The organism is Amycolatopsis sp. NPDC104863 (assembly GCF_055582965.1).
On sequence record NZ_JBVJOW010000002.1, the window covers coordinates 593966 to 609567 of the forward strand.

At 68.3% G+C, this 15602-nt stretch carries 17 protein-coding genes; 1 reads left to right on the top strand and 16 read right to left on the bottom strand.

What is annotated here, in order from left to right; translation table 11 throughout:
* Window positions 1-16: 16 nt before the first annotated feature.
* The 12 genes from ACZ63J_RS12265 to rplJ form a co-directional block, all read right to left on the bottom strand.
* Complete coding sequence (locus tag ACZ63J_RS12265; RefSeq protein WP_465403643.1) at window positions 17-1282, bottom strand: MCE family protein; 1266 nt, start codon at window positions 1280-1282, stop codon at window positions 17-19.
* The gene (locus ACZ63J_RS12270; RefSeq protein WP_465403641.1) at window positions 1282-2460 is read right to left on the bottom strand and encodes an MCE family protein; all 1179 of its coding nucleotides are present in this window, start codon (window positions 2458-2460) and stop codon (window positions 1282-1284) included. Before ACZ63J_RS12270 ends, ACZ63J_RS12265 begins: the two co-directional genes overlap by 1 nt.
* Window positions 2457-3641, bottom strand: a complete 1185-nt coding sequence (locus ACZ63J_RS12275; RefSeq protein WP_465335977.1) for an MCE family protein — start codon at window positions 3639-3641, stop codon at window positions 2457-2459. Before ACZ63J_RS12275 ends, ACZ63J_RS12270 begins: the two co-directional genes overlap by 4 nt.
* A complete protein-coding gene (locus ACZ63J_RS12280) occupies window positions 3638-4624 on the bottom strand; it encodes an MCE family protein (RefSeq protein ID WP_465403639.1) in 987 nt (328 codons plus the stop codon). The genes ACZ63J_RS12275 and ACZ63J_RS12280 overlap by 4 nt, the downstream gene beginning before the upstream one ends.
* Complete coding sequence (locus tag ACZ63J_RS12285) at window positions 4621-5649, bottom strand: MCE family protein (protein ID WP_465403637.1); 1029 nt, start codon at window positions 5647-5649, stop codon at window positions 4621-4623. Before ACZ63J_RS12285 ends, ACZ63J_RS12280 begins: the two co-directional genes overlap by 4 nt.
* Window positions 5646-6971, bottom strand: a complete 1326-nt coding sequence (locus ACZ63J_RS12290; RefSeq protein ID WP_465403635.1) for an MCE family protein — start codon at window positions 6969-6971, stop codon at window positions 5646-5648. The genes ACZ63J_RS12285 and ACZ63J_RS12290 overlap by 4 nt, the downstream gene beginning before the upstream one ends.
* Entirely contained in the window at window positions 6968-7804 is an 837-nt protein-coding gene (locus ACZ63J_RS12295; RefSeq protein ID WP_003060266.1) for an MlaE family ABC transporter permease, read from the bottom strand. Before ACZ63J_RS12295 ends, ACZ63J_RS12290 begins: the two co-directional genes overlap by 4 nt.
* A gap of 4 nt (window positions 7805-7808) precedes the next feature.
* Window positions 7809-8561 (bottom strand): MlaE family ABC transporter permease, encoded by a 753-nt coding sequence (locus ACZ63J_RS12300; protein ID WP_465309407.1) that lies wholly within the window; start codon window positions 8559-8561, stop codon window positions 7809-7811.
* A 38-nt stretch (window positions 8562-8599) separates the two neighbouring features.
* Window positions 8600-9811: an ABC transporter ATP-binding protein gene (locus ACZ63J_RS12305; RefSeq protein WP_465308609.1), complete on the bottom strand. Its 1212-nt coding sequence runs from the start codon at window positions 9809-9811 to the stop codon at window positions 8600-8602.
* A 288-nt stretch (window positions 9812-10099) separates the two neighbouring features.
* Entirely contained in the window at window positions 10100-10237 is a 138-nt protein-coding gene (locus ACZ63J_RS12310) for a hypothetical protein (protein WP_465403633.1), read from the bottom strand.
* A 108-nt stretch (window positions 10238-10345) separates the two neighbouring features.
* Window positions 10346-10732 (bottom strand): 50S ribosomal protein L7/L12, encoded by a 387-nt coding sequence (gene rplL / locus ACZ63J_RS12315; protein WP_465308605.1) that lies wholly within the window; start codon window positions 10730-10732, stop codon window positions 10346-10348.
* 48 nt (window positions 10733-10780) lie between these two features.
* Window positions 10781-11335 (bottom strand): 50S ribosomal protein L10, encoded by a 555-nt coding sequence (gene rplJ, locus ACZ63J_RS12320; RefSeq protein WP_465308603.1) that lies wholly within the window; start codon window positions 11333-11335, stop codon window positions 10781-10783.
* Between the two features lie 318 nt (window positions 11336-11653).
* Here rplJ and ACZ63J_RS12325 point away from each other — a divergent pair, with 318 nt between their 5' ends.
* Window positions 11654-12550 (top strand): hypothetical protein, encoded by an 897-nt coding sequence (locus tag ACZ63J_RS12325; protein WP_465403631.1) that lies wholly within the window; start codon window positions 11654-11656, stop codon window positions 12548-12550.
* 34 nt (window positions 12551-12584) lie between these two features.
* Here ACZ63J_RS12325 and ACZ63J_RS12330 read toward each other — a convergent pair whose 3' ends face one another.
* The 4 genes from ACZ63J_RS12330 to nusG all read right to left on the bottom strand — a co-directional run bounded on the left by ACZ63J_RS12330 (window position 12585) and on the right by nusG (window position 15562).
* The gene (locus ACZ63J_RS12330; RefSeq protein WP_465335983.1) at window positions 12585-13358 is read right to left on the bottom strand and encodes an alpha/beta fold hydrolase; all 774 of its coding nucleotides are present in this window, start codon (window positions 13356-13358) and stop codon (window positions 12585-12587) included.
* Between the two features lie 70 nt (window positions 13359-13428).
* On the bottom strand, window positions 13429-14148 hold the full coding sequence (gene rplA, locus ACZ63J_RS12335; protein WP_284747830.1) for a 50S ribosomal protein L1: 720 nt from the start codon (window positions 14146-14148) through the stop codon (window positions 13429-13431).
* A gap of 77 nt (window positions 14149-14225) precedes the next feature.
* Window positions 14226-14663 carry a 50S ribosomal protein L11 gene (gene rplK / locus ACZ63J_RS12340; protein ID WP_043781763.1) on the bottom strand — a complete coding sequence of 146 codons (438 nt, stop codon included), beginning with the start codon at window positions 14661-14663 and terminating at the stop codon, window positions 14226-14228.
* A 74-nt stretch (window positions 14664-14737) separates the two neighbouring features.
* Window positions 14738-15562, bottom strand: a complete 825-nt coding sequence (gene nusG, locus ACZ63J_RS12345) for a transcription termination/antitermination protein NusG (RefSeq protein WP_465403629.1) — start codon at window positions 15560-15562, stop codon at window positions 14738-14740.
* Between the last annotated feature and the right edge of the window lie 40 nt (window positions 15563-15602).

Genomic DNA, 15602 nt, shown 5'->3' on the forward strand with positions numbered 1-15602 from the left:
GGTCATCAAATCCACGTCAGGCGAGGCCCAGCAGCGAGCCCAGGCTGTTCAGGCTCACGCCGGGACTGCCGACGATGCCCGGCACACCCCGGGTGTTGCGCTCGTCGGCGAGCTCCTCCGCCGGCCGGTTCGCGTTGGCCGACACGTCGGCGTCGCTCGGCGCGACCGGCACCCCGCCGTACGGCGCGTTCTGCGCCCCGCGCACGTTGATGGGGCTGCCCTTCGGTTCGGCACAGTACGCGTCCTCCTTCGCCGGCTTCGCCGACGTGTCCGCGCCCGTGCGGTACTGCGAGTACGGGAGGTAGCCCTTGGTGCAGGCCGGCGGGTTGAAGAGGTTGAGCACCAGCCCGAGGTGCGCGGTGCCGTCGCCGGGCGCGACGCTGCTCGCCGCGCCGGCCAGCGCCGGGTACGTCACGAGCCCCTGCTCGATCCCGTCGAGACGGGTCACGGTCAGGTTCGCCGTGGTGAGCAGGTTCGCCGTCAACGCGCCGAGGCCCGGGCCGGACTCCTGCAGCACCTGGCTGATCTGCGACGCCACCTGCGGCGTGATGCCGATGAGCTTGCGCAGGTCGCCGTCGGAGTTCTTCAGGGTGCCGGTGAGCTCGTTGAGGCTCTTGCTGAACGACGCGAAGTTCTGCGCCTGGTCGTTCTGCGTGTCGAGCACCTGGCCGCCGGCGTCGAGCAGCTGGATGGTCTGCGGCAGGTACTCCTGCGCGGTCGTGGTGAAGCTGCGCGCGGTGTCGAGCAGCTTCTGCAGGTCGCCGCCGGTGCCGCGGAAGGCGTCGTAGGACTCGTCGACGACCGTGCGCAGCGAGTCGACCGGGACCGACGCCGCGAGTGTGTCGAGGTCGCCGACCAGCCGCTCGGTGCTGACCGGGGTGGTCGTCTTCGACGCCGGGATGACCGAACCCGCCGCGAGGTACGGGCCCTTGTCGGCCTTGGGCCGCAGGTCGACGTACTGCTCGCCGACCGCCGAGCGGTTGGCGACGACGGCGTCGAGGTCCACGGGCACCTGGGGCGCCGACGGGTCGATGTTGAGGTCCGCCTCCAGCCCGGTCTGGGTGAGCCGCAGCTCCCCCACCCGGCCGACGTTGTAACCGCGGTAGGTGACCTCGGCGTTGGTGAAGATGCCGCCCGACTCGTTGAGCTCGAGCTTCACCGTGTAGCCGCTGCTGCCGAACACGCTGCCGAGCCCGGCGAACCGGATCAGCGCGTACACGATCGCCACGACCGAAATGACCGCGAACGCGACCAGCTGGATCCTCGTCCTGCGTACCAGCATCAGCCGTTACCTCCCGAAAGCAGCCCGAAGAGGTTGCCGAGCCCGGGCTTGGTCTGGCCGGACTGCCCGTTCTCCCCGGGGATCGGGAGCGGCGGCGGCTGGTTGGCCGGCGTGCCCGAGACCCCGCCGGTCAGGCCGTCCAGCGGCAGCTGGCCGGCCAGGACGTTCTGCCGGCTGTTGCCGAGGTTCTCGACGACGGTCTTCAGGTTCAGGTCGACCTTCGCGAACAGGTTGAAGTAGTCGCCCTTGACGTCGTTGACGGCCTGGTCGCTGAACGGGAACGTCAGCAGGATCTCCAGCGCCTTCGGCAGGTCGTTGCCCGCCTCGCCGAGCTTCTGCAGCGTCGGCGTCAGCGCCTTCAGGTCGGCCACGAGGTCCTTCTGCGACGCGTTCACCGTTTCGGTGGCGACGCCGGAGAGGTTGTTCAACGCGTTGAGCATGGTGACGAGCTGGCCGCGCTGCGACTCCAGCACCCCGAGCCCCGGCCCGAGGTTGTCGACCGCGCCGACCAGCTTGTCCTTCTGGTCGTTCAGCGTCGAGGACAGCCGGTTCAGCCCGTCGAGCGCCCGGGTGATGTTGCGCGACTGGTTGTCCAGGTTGGTGACCAGCTGGTTCGCGTTGTCCAGCAGCGCCTTGATGTCCGGCTCGCGCCCGGACGTGGCGTTGTTGAGCTCCTTGGTGATGGTGTTGAGCTGGTCGACCCCACCGCCGTTGAGCAGCAGCGACAGCGCGCCGAGCAGCTCTTCGACCTCGACGCTGCGGTTCGTGCGGGCCAGCGGGATCGTCGCGTTGTCGGCGAGCTTGCCCTGGGCCTGGTCGTCGCCGGGCGAAGCCAGCTCGACGTACTTCTCGCCGAGCAGGCTGGACTGCTTCACGTTGGCCAGCGCGTTGGCCGGCAGCTTGACGTCGCCGTTGACCTTCAGCGTCACCAGCGCGTGCCAGCCGTCCTTGGTGAGCCCGACGTTCTCGACCCGCCCGATCGGCACCTCGTTGACCTTCACCCCGGCCTGCGGGGTGAGGTCGAGGACGTCCCGGAACTCGACGTTCACCGTGTACGGGTGGTCGCCGAGGTCGGCGCCGCCGGGCAGCGGCAGGTCGTAGATGCCGTTGAACGCGCACCCGGACAGCGTCAGCGCCGACACGGTGGCCAGCGCACCGACGGTCAGGAGCTTCTTCACTGGCCACCTCCGTAGAGCTGCCCGGCGATGGGCAGCGGGAGCGGCGGCAGCTGACCGGACTGCAGGGCCTGCACGGTCTGCGCCACGGACGGCAGCGGGATCACCTTGTCGACCACGCCCGCGATGCTCTCGCAGGCGTTGCCGAGCACGTCGGGGATGTTGTTGGTGCCGACCTGCTTGAGCAGCCGGCAGATCATCACCAGCGGCGGCTGGGTGAGCTCGTTGAGGTTCGGCCGGGCGTCGAGCGTGCCCGCCGAGCCGTTGTAGGTGTTGACCAGGTTGCTCAGGCCGACCGGCGCGACGTCGAGGATCTCGGCGAGCGAGCTGCGCTGGTCGACGAGCACCTTGGTGACCCCGGCCAGCTTGTCCACGTTGGACTTGAGCCGGTCGTGGTTCTGGTCGATGAACGCCTGCACCGCGGTGAGCGTGGTGCCGAGCTGCTGCACGGTCGCGGCGAGGTTGTCCTTTTCGGACGCCAGGAAGCCGCTGACGTCGGCGAGCTGGCCCTCGAAGGTGCGGACCTGCTTGTCGGAGTCGGCCAGCGTCTGGGAGAACTTGCCGAGGTTCTCGACCGTGGAGAACAGGTCGTCCTTGTTGCCCGACAGCGTGCCGGCCGCCTGGCCGAGCTTGGTGATCGTGTCGTGCAGGGCCTGGCCGTTGCCGTCGACGTTGGCCGCCGCGGTGTTCAGCAGGTTCGACAGCGAGCCGTTCTTGTTGGCGCCGTTCGGGCCGAGGGTCTCGCTGACCCGGGCCAGGCTGGAGGCCAGCTGGTCGACCTCGAGGGGCACCTCGGTGCGGTCGAGGCCGATGACCGCGCCGTCGGAGATCCGCGGGCCGCCGGTGTAGGCGGGCGCGAGCTGGACGTAGCGGTCGGACACCAGCGACGGCGCCACGATGAGCGCCTTGGCGTCGGCCGGGACGGCGACCGAGCGGTCGTACTCGAACTCGACCTTCACCTGGTTGCCCATGGGCTGGATCTTGGTGACCGTGCCCATGTCGACGCCGAGCATCCGGACGCTGTTGCCCTCGTACAGGCCGACGGCGCCGGCGAAGTACGCGGTCAGGTGGTTGCGGCCGGCGTCCTTGAGGGTCCACCAGATCCCGCCGGCGACGACCAGCGCGAGGACGATCGCGATGGTGAAGCCCCGGGTCAGGGCCATTCCGAAGCGGGTGTCACTCATTTCGTGTAGCACCCCTCTTCGTTGATCGGGCCGAACGACGGCAGGACCAGGCCGCAGATGTAGTTGTCGAACCAGCGGCCGTTGCCGATGGTGTTGGTGAAGACGCGGATGAACGGCGCGAACTTCTTGATGCCCTCGGCCAGGGAGTCCTGGTTGCGCTGCAGCATCGAGGTCAGCTGGTCCAGCGAGGTGAGCACCGGGTCGAGCTGCTTGCCGTTGTCGTCGATCAGGCCCTGCAGCTGCGTCGCCAGCTCGCGGGAGCCGTTGAGCAGCGACGTGATCGCGTCTTCGCGCTTCGACAGCTCGTCGAGCAGCTTGTTGCCGTCGGTGAGCAGCTTCTGGACCTCGGCGTCACGGTCGACCAGCGTCTGCGACACCTCGCGGGTGTTGGCCAGCAGGTTCGACAGCTGCGAGTCGCGCGAGGCGATCGTGTCGGACAACTTCGACAGCCCCGACAGCGCGCCCTTCACGTCTTCCGGCGTGTTGGCGAAGGTCTGCGAGATCGTGTCGAAGCTCTGCGCCAGCTGCTTCGTGTCGATGTTGTCGACAGTCTGCGAGAGCCCGCGGAAGGCGTCGAGCACGTCGTAGGGGGCCATCGTGCGGTCCCGCGGGATCGGGGCGCCCGGGTTGAGGGAGCCCTCCCCCTGCGGGTCGAGCGACAGGTACTTCTGGCCCAGCAGCGTCTTGATCTTGATCGCGGCACTCGTCCGGTCGCCCAGCCAGGCGTCCTTGACCTTGAACGACACCTTCACCGACGCGCCGTCGAGCTCGATGTCGCTGACCTTGCCGACCTTGACCCCGGCGACCCGGACGTCGTTGTCCTTCTGCAGCCCGGAGGCCTCGCTGAACTCGGCGGTGTAGGTCGTGCCGCCGCCGATCACCGGCAGGTCGTCGGAGTTCAGCGCGGCGATGAACCCGAGCGCCAGGACGGCGATGCCGACCAGCGCGATCGGGACGGGGTTGCGCTTCTGGAAGGACTTCATCCCTTGCACCTCTCCCGGTTGAGAGGCACCAGCGGGAGCGACACTTCGGGGATCAAGGGGGGCAAGCTGACGCTCCCGGAGAACTCGCAGGCGTAGAAGTTGAACCAGGAGCCGTAGTCCGCGGTGCGGGTCAGCGTGCTCACCTTGGTCGGCAGGAACTGGATGAAGTGCTCCAGCTCCGGCTCGTTCTTGTTCAGCTGGTCGGTGAGGTTCCCGAGGGCGCTGATGTCGTTCTTCAGGGGCTCGCGGACCTCGCCCAGCAGGCCGGACGTCGTCTGGGCCAGGTTGCCGAGGCTCTCGATCGCGTCGCCGATCGGCTTGCGGTCCGCGGCCAGCCCGGACACCAGCTGCTGCAGCTTCACGATCAGGTCGTTGAGCTGCGGGGTGTGCGCGTTGACCGTGTCGAGCACCGAGTTGAGGTTGTCGATGACCTGGCCGATCACCTGGTCCTTGTCGGCGATCGTGGTGGCCAGCGACGCCGTGTGCGACAGCAGGCTCTCGACGGTGCCGCCCTCACCCTGCAGGACCTGGATGACCTCGTAGGACAGCTTGTTGACGTCGTCCGGGTTGAGCGCGGTGAACAGCGGCTTGAAGCCGTTGAACAGCTCGGTCAGGTCCAGCGCCGGGGTCGTCCGGTCCAGCGGGATGGTGCCGCCGGGCTGCAGCGTCTTGCCACCGGAGTTCTCGCCCTCGCCGAGCGAGACGTACCGCTGGCCGACCAGGTTGCGGAACTTGATCTGCGCGGTCACCCCGGCCGGCAGCTGCCGGCCCGAGTCGACCTCGAACTCGACCTCGGCCTGGCGCTTGTCGACGATCTTGACGTCCTTGACCTGCCCGACCCGGACGCCGGCGATGCGGACGTCGTCGTTGGGCAGCAGGAGCGTCGCGTCGGTGAAGCGCGCCTTGTAGCCGTTGGTGCTGGTGGTGTTGATGTTGGCGATGCTGATCCCGAGGATCGTCGTGAGCACCACCGTGACGACCACGAAGACGCCGAGCTTGATCAGCGGCGCGAGCAGGCCCCTCACTTCACCGTCACCTCCGCCCCGCGGTAGAGCGGACCGACGAGCAGCGAGCTCCAGTCCGGCACGTCCGCGGCGTTCATGCCCAGCTGCGGGCCCAGCAGGTCGGCCAGGAAGCTCTGCTCCGCCGTCGAATAGGCCAGATCACCGCCGGCGGCGCCTCCACCGGCCGCGTCCGCCTTGAACTTGGCGGGGTTGAGGCCCTCGCCGACGCTCTTCGGCGCGGCCTGGTGCAGCGTGCCGTCCTTGAACGCGCCGTCCGGCGGCTCCGACGGGAACGGCTTCGGGATGTCCTTGATGTCGTAGCAGCGCGGGCCGCGCTTGTCGTCGAACCGCGGCTCTTCCTTGCCCGCCTCGTAGGGGGCGCGCGGCACGATGATCTCGATCGTCGCGTGCAGGCCGGGCTTGTCGGTGCCCTTGCCCAGCGCCTGGTCGATCAGCGGCACGTTCTTGGCCATCTGGGAGATCACGCAGGGGTACTCCGGCGCGTACTTCGCCAGCAGCTCGGCCGTCGGCCGGGCGGTGTCGACGAGGGAGATGATGTTGTCCTTGTTGTTCTGCAGGAACGTCTGCAGGTCCACCGAGGCCTGGGTCAGGCTGCCGTAGAGGCTGGAGAGGTTCTGCTGCTGGTCGACGACCGTGCGGGTCGTCGTGCTCAGGTTGTCCAGGCTCTGCACCAGGTCCGGCGCCGAGTCCTTGAGGTGGTCGGAGAACTCCGCGAGCGCCTTGAGGTTGTGCTGCAGCTCCGGCTCGTGCGGGTTCAGCTCGCCGATGTAGGTGCCCAGCTGCGTCAGCGTGTCGCCGAGCTGGTCACCGCGGCCCTGCAGCGCGGTCGAGATCGCGGTGAGGGTCGCCGACAGCTTCTGCGGCTGCACCGCCTGCAGCACCGGCATGAGGTGCTCGAACGCCTGGTCCAGCTCGACGGCGCTCGACGTGCGGTCCTGCGGGATGACGTCGCCGCTGGCGATCGTCCTGGCCGACGGGTCCTTCGGGATCTCCAGCGAGACGAACCGCTCGCCGAAGAGGGTCTTCGGCAGGAACCGCGCCGAGACGTTCTCCGGGATCAGCTTCGCCGACTCCGGCTTGAGCGCGAGGGTCAGCTCCGCGCCGTGGTCGGTGGCGACGATGTCCTGCACCGACCCGACGATCAGCCCGCGCACCTTGACGTCGGACTGCTTGATCAGCTGGTTGCCGATCTTGTCGGCCTGTAGCTTGACCGTGACGACGGAGGTGAACGCCTTGTCGTACATGGCGATGGACAGCGCCACCCCGCCGACCATCACGGCGACGAGCGCCAGGCCCAGCAGCCTGCGTCGGAGCGTCCTCATCCCGCGATCCTTACCGTGACGTCGGTTCCCCAGATGGCGAAGCCGATGAAGAAGTTCATGATCGACACCGTGACGATGGACAGGCGCACGGCCTTGCCGACGGCGACGCCGACGCCGGCCGGGCCGCCGGTCGCCCGGTACCCGAAGTAGCAGTGCGACAGGATGATCAAGACGCTGAAGAGCAGCACCTTGATGAACGAATACAGCACGTCCTGCGGTGGTAAGAACAGGTCGAAGTAGTGGTCGTAGGTACCGGCCGACTGGTTGTAGATGTAGATGACGACCAGTCGTGACGCGAGGTACGAGCTCAGCAGGCCGATGATGTAGAGCGGGATGACCGCGACGAACCCGGCGATGATCCGGGTCGTCACCAGGTACGGCAGGCTCGGTACGCCCATGACTTCCAGCGCGTCGATCTCCTCGGAGATCCGCATCGCGCCGAGCTGCGCGGTGAACCCGGCGCCGACCGTGGCGCTCAGGGCGAGGCCGGCGACCAGCGGCGCGATCTCACGCGTGTTGAAGAACGCCGTCAGGAAGCCGGTGAAGGCCGACGTCCCGATCGAGTTCAGCGCGGAGTAGCCCTGGAGGCCGACGAGGACACCGGTGAACAGCGTCAGGCCGACCATCACGCCGACCGTGCCGCCGATGACCGCGAGCGAACCGGACCCGAAGCTCACCTCGGCCAGCAGCCGGAGGACTTCCTTCGTGTAGCGGCGCAGCGTCCGCGGTGTCCACAGCAACGCCCGGCCGTAGAACGACATCTGGTCGCCGAGCGTGTCCAGCGTCTGGAGCGGTCGGTTGGCGACGCGTTTCGCGCCCTGGAGGAACGTCATGGCGCTAGTCCAGCTTTCCGGGCACGATCTGCAGGTAGATCAGGGTGATCACGAAGTTCACCACGAAGAGCATGAGGAACGTGATGACCACCGACTGGTTCACCGCGTCCCCGACACCCTTCGGGCCGCCGGAGGGGTTGAGCCCCCGGTAGGACGCGACGACGGCGGCGATGAACCCGAAGATCAGCGCCTTGAGCTCGCCGACCCAGAGGTCGGGCAGCTGCGCGAGGGCGGAGAAGCTCGCCAGGTACGCGCCCGGCGTCCCGCCCTGCAGCACGACGTTGAAGAAGTAGCCGCCCAGCACGCCGATGACGCTGACCATGCCGTTGAGCAGCAGCGCGACCAGCATCATCGCGAGCGTGCGCGGCACGATCAGCCGCTGCACCGCGGAGACGCCGAGCACCTCCATCGCGGCGATCTCTTCGCGGATGGTCCGGGCGCCGATATCGGCGCAGACGGCAGAGCCGCCCGCGCCCGCCACCAGCAGCGCGGTGACCAGCGGGCTGGCCTGCTGCACGGTGGCGAGCACGGAGCCCGCGCCGGTGTAGGACTGCGCGCCCAGCTGGCGGGCGAGCGACCCGAACTGCAGGGAGATGACCGCGCCGAAGGGGATGGCCACCAGTGCCGTCGGCAGGATCGTCACGCTCGCGATGAACCAGGCCTGCTGGATGAACTCCCGCAGCTGGAACGGGCGCTGGAAGATGCCACGAACGATGTCGAGGCCGAGGGCGAACAGGTTCCCGGTTTCGCGCAGCATGCCGATTCCGGGGATCTTCGCCTGTGAAGCGGGAGAACTCACCTGCCACCTGGCCCGTTGTTCGGCGGCGGTGGCATCCGGTGCGAGCCACCGGGTCTCGGCGGCTGGCCGCCGCCCGGGATGCGGGCCACCTGGTCGGCGGGCAGCTGACCGTGGTGCTGGTTCGGGACGCCGTCACCGGGCCGGGCGCCGGCCGGGACCTGCTGCTGTTGCTGCAGCTGCTGCTGGGCCTGGGCGACCTGCCGCGGGCTGACGCCGTAGTGACGCTGCTCCTCGGGGCTCAGCGAAGCGATGATGCCCTGCTGGGCGGCGTCCGGCAGCCGGTGCATGATCTCCATGACGCGGTCCTTGCGGCGCACGGCGCCCATCCGCTGCGGCACCCCCGGCGTCGTCTGCATCTGCGGCGGCACACCGGAGACGTCCTCGACGCCACCGGCGTGGTGCCCGGCGTCGAACATCGCCTGCTCGGCGGCCATCTGGGCGCTGTCCTTCTCCTCGGACATGCCGATCGGGCCCTGCATCTTGCCGTTGAGGAACTGCTTGACGACCGGCTCCTCGCTGGTCAGCAGCACCTCGCGCGGGCCGAACATGACCAGTTCCTTGCGGAAGAGCATGCCCAGGTTGTCCGGCACGGTCCGGGCCAGGTTGATGTTGTGCGTGACGATCAGGAACGTCGCGTCGATCTGCGCGTTGACGTCCAGGAACAGCTGCGAGATGTAGGTGGTGCGGACCGGGTCGAGGCCGGAGTCCGGCTCGTCGACGAGGATGATCTCGGGGTCCAGCACCAGGGCGCGGGCGAGGCCGGCGCGCTTGCGCATACCGCCGGAGATCTCGCCCGGAAGCTTCTTGTCGGCGCCGGCGAGGCCGGTCATCTCGAGCTTCTCCTGGACGATCCGGCGGATCTCCGTCTCGGACTTCTTCGTGTGCTCCCGCAGCGGGAACGCGACGTTGTCGTAGAGGTTCATCGAGCCGAACAGCGCGCCGTCCTGGAAGAGGACGCCGAAGAGCTTCCGGATCTCGTAGAGCTTGTGCTCGGAGCAGGTGACGATGTCGACACCGTTGATCACGCAGCGGCCGCGGTCGGGCTTGAGCAGCCCGATCATCGACTTGAGGAAGACCGACTTGCCGGTTCCGGACGGACCGAGCATCGCTGACACCTCGCCCGGGGGCAGCGTCAACGTGACGTCCCGCCAGATGGCCTGCTTACCGAAGGACTTGGTCAGGCCTTCGATGACCACCTCGGCACCCATCGCACCTCCAGGAGCTGTTCCGCGTCATTGCGCCCGCTGCCACACCCACGCCACCCACGTCGATGACGGGTGTGGGCCGCCGGGCCCCGTGAACCCGCGTCAACCAGGTGCAACGAGCTGAGTGCGAACAGGTTACTCACCAGTTTTCTTTTCTGGCCAGCCTCGCGCCCATCGTCACCCCGCCGTGATCGGCAACTGGCAGCAACCTAGTCCACGAAAAGCGCCGTCGCAGACCGGCGGAGCCCCGAACCCACGATTTAGGGACCCGGGGCTATTCGGACACCGCTCCTAGGGGATCACCGCGAAGGCCGCGAAGACCAGCAAGAACACCACGGGTGCGAGGACGGCGGCCGCGGAGAGCGTGAGGAGGGGCTGGCGCGCGGACAGCTGCTGCGCGAGGAGGTCGAGGTGCTCGGGGTCGGTCATGGTCGTCAAGTCGCTCCGGGGAGCTTCCGCGCAACACGGAAGGGGCGGGCATCCGAGTGGATGCCCGCCCCTTCGCGAGGTGGTGCGTAGGCGCTTGCGCGCCCGGGATCACTTGATGGTGACCTTGGCGCCCGCAGCCTCGAGCTTCTCCTTGGCGGCCTCGGCGGCCTCCTTGTCGACCTTCTCCAGGAGGGCCTTGGGAGCGGCCTCGACCAGCTCCTTGGCCTCCTTCAGGCCCAGGCCCGAGACGACCTCGCGGACGACCTTGATGACCTGGATCTTCTTGTCGCCGGCGCCCTCGAGGACGACGTCGAACTCGTCCTGCTCCTCGGCGGCGGCCGGGGCAGCGGCACCCGGGGCGGCGGCCACGACGGCGGCCGGGGCGGCGGCGGTGACGTCGAAGGTGTCCTCGAACTCCTTCACGAACTCGGACAGCTCGAGGAGGGTGAGCTCCTTGAAGGCGTCGATCAGCTCGGCGGTGCTCAGCTTCGCCATGATGGCTTCCTCTCAGAAATACGAACTAGACGTTCGGGGTGGGGTGGTTCAGCTCTCGGCGGGTGCTTCGGCTGCTTCGGTACCGGTGGCGTTGCGCTGCTTCTCCTCCAGCGCGGCAGCCAGGCGGGCGACCTGGGACGCCGGCGCCTGGAACAGCGCGGCGGCCTGGGACAGCTTCGCCTTGAACGCGCCCGCCGCCTTGGCGAGCAGGACCTCACGGCTGTCGAGATCGGCGATCTTGTTGATCTCGTCCACGGACAGCGTCTTGCCGTCCATGTAGCCGCCCTTGATCACAAGCGCGTTGTTGTCCTTCGCGAAGTCGCGAAGCGCCTTGGCGGCGTCGACCGCTTCACCCTCGACGAAGGCGATGGCGGTGGCGCCGACGAACAGGTCCTCGAGCCCCGTGACGCCCGCGTCTTCGGCGGCACGCTTGACGAGGGTGTTCTTCGCGACCCGGTACTTGGCACTGGTGCCGAGAGCGCGGCGCAGCTGGGACAGCTGGGACACGGAGAGGCCGGTGTACTGGGTAACGACGGTGGCCGAGCTGGTGCGGAAGCTCTCCGCGATCTCGGCGACGGCCGCCACCTTGTCGGGCTTCGCCATGGTCGCCTCCTCTCTTGGCTAGTGTTTCCACTGGCCCGAAGAGCCCCCCGAAACGACAAAACGCCCTCGCGCAAGCAGGCGCGGGGCGTAGTACGGCACACATCGGTGCCGAGCCTCGTTCCTCCTGCGCGGGCCGCCCGACGGATGCGGGACCTTCGTTCCTCGTGCTCAGGGGAGCGCTCGGAAAACCAGCGGTCTTCGGTAGAACCGTCCTTAACTATACAAGGGTTGTTTGCGGAGTCTTCCGCAGGGGTGCCCTGACCTGCGTTTAGGGCGGCTGGGGGTTCCTTCCCGCGCGACGGCGGGCATCATGGTCACGTGGCGGAGCAGCGTGATGACGGAAAGCCGGGCTCGGACATCGAACCGGCGGGCTCCGGCACGCCCGCGTCTACGCCGCCGGTGGATCCAGCGGAGCTGGCGCAGTTCAGGCAGTTCCAGCAGTTCCAGGACTACCTGAAGTTCACCCAGGCCCAGCAGGGCAACCAGCCGGCGCCGCCGCCGGACGCCGGGCTCGTCCAGACCCAGCACCCCGTGCCGCAGCAAGGAGCGGGCCAGCCGCCGGCGATTCCGCCGGGTTACGAGCTGGTCCCGGCGGGTCGACGCGGTCGCAGCGGGCCGCCTCGGTGGGTGAAGTGGCTGGGTAAGAAGGTCATCGCCTGGGCGTTGGCGATCATCATCCTGGGTGTGGCGGGAACCTGGCTGTACAACCACTTCTTCCCCAACGACGCCGGGAAGACGTCGGCCCAGCTGGCCCAGGAAGGCGGCGGCAAGTACCACACGAACCACGTGTTCTCGTCGAACCCGTACGAGGCGGTGCGGTTCGTGTACCACAACGTCGCCCAAGGCCGGGTCGACGACGCGTGCGGCCGCTTCCTGAACGAGGGGCAGCGCGACATCCAGACCCAGTTCGCCCAGGACATCGCGCAGACCTTCCGGCAGAACACCGCCCAGACCGACTGCAAGAAGGCGATCGAGTTCCTCGCCACCCAGGTGACGAACAAGAACGACTACGCCGAATCCCTGCCGTCGAGCGTCTCGGAGCCCTTGCCGGGTGACACGGTGACGATCGATTCCTGCAACTTCCCCGTGAGCGGCGGCCCGGCACTGGGTGTCTTCACGGTGTCGAAGGTCGAGAAGGGCCAATGGCTCATCACCGGCCACGCCATCGGCCCGGCGAAGTGCAGCGGGATCCCCACCGCGACGCCGACCAGCTGACCCAGTCGCGGACCAGCGGGCGGCCTCAGACCGCTCAGCGGGGGTGCGGCGCCGACAGGAACGCGACCAGTGACTCCGAGAACGCCGGCGACATCACCGCCGTCATGTGGTCGCCCGGGATTCTCACCAGCCTGGCTCCCGCGATCGCCGCCGCCAGTCTCTCCGGTTCGGCGGCCAGCAAGTCCTGATCTCCCGCCAACACCAGCGTCGGAACTCCGATCGACGACAGATCCAGGTGCCCCTCCCGCGAAGCCAACGCCACCGCCGCCAGCGCCTGACGATCGCCGCCGGTGGCGTCCGCCAGCAGGCGGAACGGAACACCCGACGGTGGGACCGTCGACGGGTCCTCGGCCAGCAGCGCCGAAGCGATGTCCGCCGGCTTCACGACCCTCAGGTCCACGCCGCCGAAGTCGACGATGCCCGAGCCCACTCCTCCCGTTGCCAGGCAGCGGATGCGCTTGTCCGCCGCCGTTGCGGCCAGGGCGATGATCGCTCCCATCGAGTAGCCGACCAGGGAGACCTCGTCCAGGGCCAGCTCGTCCAGCAGGGCCGAGATGTCGCGGGCCATGCTGTCTTCGGTGTAGCGGGACTCGTCGTGGGGCTTCTCCGAACGGCCGTGGCCGCGCGCGTCCAGGGAGATCACCGTCAGGCCCGCTGCACGGAGGGCCGCCACGACGCCCGTCGAGATCCAGTTCGCGTTCGTGTCGGCCGCGAAGCCGTGTTGCAGCAGCACCGGGCGGTGGGCGCCGTCGCCCTCCCACACGGTGTAGTTCAACCGGAGGCCGTCGAACGACGCGAAAGTCGGCATGCCGTCCATCAGACACGAAAAAAGGGCGCCCCCGCAGCAAGCGGGGGCGCCCTTTCCGGTGATGTCCGACTCAGACGTTCGCGTCCTCGGAAAGGAGGTTGCGGGTCCGCAGCGGGTCGACCGGGATGCCCGGGCCCATCGTCGTGGTGAAGGTGACCTTCTTCAGGTACCGGCCCTTCGCCGACGACGGCTTGGCGCGGAGGATCTCGTCCAGCGCGGCCGCGTAGTTCTCGACCAGCTTCTCCGTGTCGAAGGAAGCCTTGCCGATCACCAGGTGCAGGTTGGCCTGCTTGTCGACGCGGAAGTTGATCTTACCGCCCTTGATGTCCTTCACGGCCTTCTCGACCGCGGGGGTCACCGTGCCGGTCTTCGGGTTCGGCATCAGGCCACGCGGGCCGAGGATGCGGGCGATGCGGCCCACCTTGGCCATCTGGTCCGGCGTCGCGATCGCGGCGTCGAAGTCGAGCCAGCCACCCTGGATGCGCTCGATCAGCTCGTCGGTGCCGACCGCGTCCGCGCCGGCGGCCTCGGCCTCGGCGGCCTTGTCGCCGACGGCGAAGACGATGACGCGGGCGGTCTTACCGGTGCCGTGCGGCAGGTTCACGGTGCCGCGGACCATCTGGTCGGCCTTGCGCGGGTCCACACCGAGACGCATCGCGACCTCGACGGTCGCGTCCATCTTGGTCTTGGAGGTCTCCTTCGCCAGCTTCGCGGCATCGAGGGGCGCGTACAGCCGCGCCTTGTCGATGAGCTCCGCAGCCTGGCGGTATGCCTTGCTGTGCTTGGTCATGCTTCTGTCCTTAACTTCTCAAAAACGGATCAGTGTGGTGACGAGCCGCACCCGGCTCTCCCACGTACTGCGGTGGATCAGGCGTCGACGACCGTGATGCCCATCGAACGAGCAGTGCCGGCGATGATCTTCGCCGCCTGGTCGATGTCGTGCGCGTTGAGGTCGGTCTCCTTGGTCTTGGCGATCTCGCGGACCTGGTCCCAGGTGACCTTGGCGACCTTGGTCTTGTGCGGCTCGCCGGAGCCCTTCTCGACGCCCGCGGCCTTGAGGAGCAGCTTGGCGGCCGGCGGCGTCTTCAGCTTGAAGTCGAACGACCGGTCTTCGTACACGGAGATCTCGACCGGGACGACGTCCCCGCGCTGCGACTCGGTCGCGGCGTTGTAGGCCTTGCAGAACTCCATGATGTTGACGCCGTGCTGACCCAGGGCCGGGCCGACCGGCGGAGCGGGGTTGGCCGCGCCCGCCTTGATCTGCAGCTTGATGATCGCCGCAAGCTTCTTCTTCTTGGGTGGCATTTCTTTTCCTGTCCTGTACTACGTTCCCCGCGTACCTGCCGTGGACGTGGGGACTGCGGCCGACCGAGCGGCCGTCAGATCTTGGAGACCTGGGTGAACGACAGCTCGACCGGGGTCTCCCGGCCGAAGATCGACACCAGGACCTTCAGCTTCTGCCCGTCGACGTTGACCTCGGAGATCGTCGCCGGCAGCGTGGCGAACGGGCCGTCCATGACCGTGACCGACTCGCCGATCTCGAAGTCGACCTCGACGGCCGGGCCGCCGAGCGGCGCCGCGGTCGTCGTGGACTCGCCCTTGCCGGCCTTCGCCGGGGCTTCCTTCTCGACCTGCGGGGCGAGGAACTTCAGCACCTCGTCCACGGTCAGCGGCGACGGCCGCGAGGTGGCGCCGACGAACCCGGTGACACCCGGCGTGTTGCGCACCGCGCTCCACGAGGCGTCGTTCAGGTCCATCCGGACCAGGATGTAGCCGGGCAGCACCTTGCGCTGCACCTGCTTGCGCTGGCCGTTCTTGATCTCGGTGACCTCTTCGGTCGGGACCTCGATCTGGAAGATGTAGTCCTCGACGTCCAGGGTCGTGGTCCGGGTCTCGAGGTTGGTCTTCACCTTGTTCTCGTACCCGGCGTAGGAGTGCACGACGTACCACTCGCCGGGCGCGGCCATCAGCTCGGCGCGCAGGGTGGCGACCGGGTCGTCGTCCGCCGCGGCGGGCTCGGCCTCTTCGGCCGCGGCCTCTTCCGGAGCGGCCTCGGCGTCGGCAGGGGCGGTTTCGTCGACCTCGTCGGACACCTCGACGGGCTCGAGGTGCGCGGATTCCTCGTCACCGAGTGCCGCGTGCACCTGCTCGTCGGAAAGCTCGGTCAGGTCGTGACCGGCTGATGTGCCGTTGTCGGAGGTCACGTTCCGTCCTCTCAGTTGATCATTGCCGGGGTCAGGCCGG

Coding starts and splice junctions, on each gene's coding strand:
- ACZ63J_RS12265 (WP_465403643.1), bottom strand. CDS start 1,282: ATGCTGGTACGCAGGACGAGGATCCAGCTGGTCGCGTTCGCGGTCATT.
- ACZ63J_RS12275 (WP_465335977.1), bottom strand. CDS start 3,641: ATGAGTGACACCCGCTTCGGAATGGCCCTGACCCGGGGCTTCACCATC.
- ACZ63J_RS12280 (WP_465403639.1), bottom strand. CDS start 4,624: ATGAAGTCCTTCCAGAAGCGCAACCCCGTCCCGATCGCGCTGGTCGGC.
- ACZ63J_RS12290 (WP_465403635.1), bottom strand. CDS start 6,971: ATGAGGACGCTCCGACGCAGGCTGCTGGGCCTGGCGCTCGTCGCCGTG.
- ACZ63J_RS12295 (WP_003060266.1), bottom strand. CDS start 7,804: ATGACGTTCCTCCAGGGCGCGAAACGCGTCGCCAACCGACCGCTCCAG.
- ACZ63J_RS12300 (WP_465309407.1), bottom strand. CDS start 8,561: ATGCTGCGCGAAACCGGGAACCTGTTCGCCCTCGGCCTCGACATCGTT.
- ACZ63J_RS12305 (WP_465308609.1), bottom strand. CDS start 9,811: ATGGGTGCCGAGGTGGTCATCGAAGGCCTGACCAAGTCCTTCGGTAAG.
- ACZ63J_RS12310 (WP_465403633.1), bottom strand. CDS start 10,237: ATGACCGACCCCGAGCACCTCGACCTCCTCGCGCAGCAGCTGTCCGCG.
- rplL (WP_465308605.1), bottom strand. CDS start 10,732: ATGGCGAAGCTGAGCACCGCCGAGCTGATCGACGCCTTCAAGGAGCTC.
- rplJ (WP_465308603.1), bottom strand. CDS start 11,335: ATGGCGAAGCCCGACAAGGTGGCGGCCGTCGCCGAGATCGCGGAGAGC.
- ACZ63J_RS12330 (WP_465335983.1), bottom strand. CDS start 13,358: ATGCCGACTTTCGCGTCGTTCGACGGCCTCCGGTTGAACTACACCGTG.
- rplA (WP_284747830.1), bottom strand. CDS start 14,148: ATGACCAAGCACAGCAAGGCATACCGCCAGGCTGCGGAGCTCATCGAC.
- rplK (WP_043781763.1), bottom strand. CDS start 14,663: ATGCCACCCAAGAAGAAGAAGCTTGCGGCGATCATCAAGCTGCAGATC.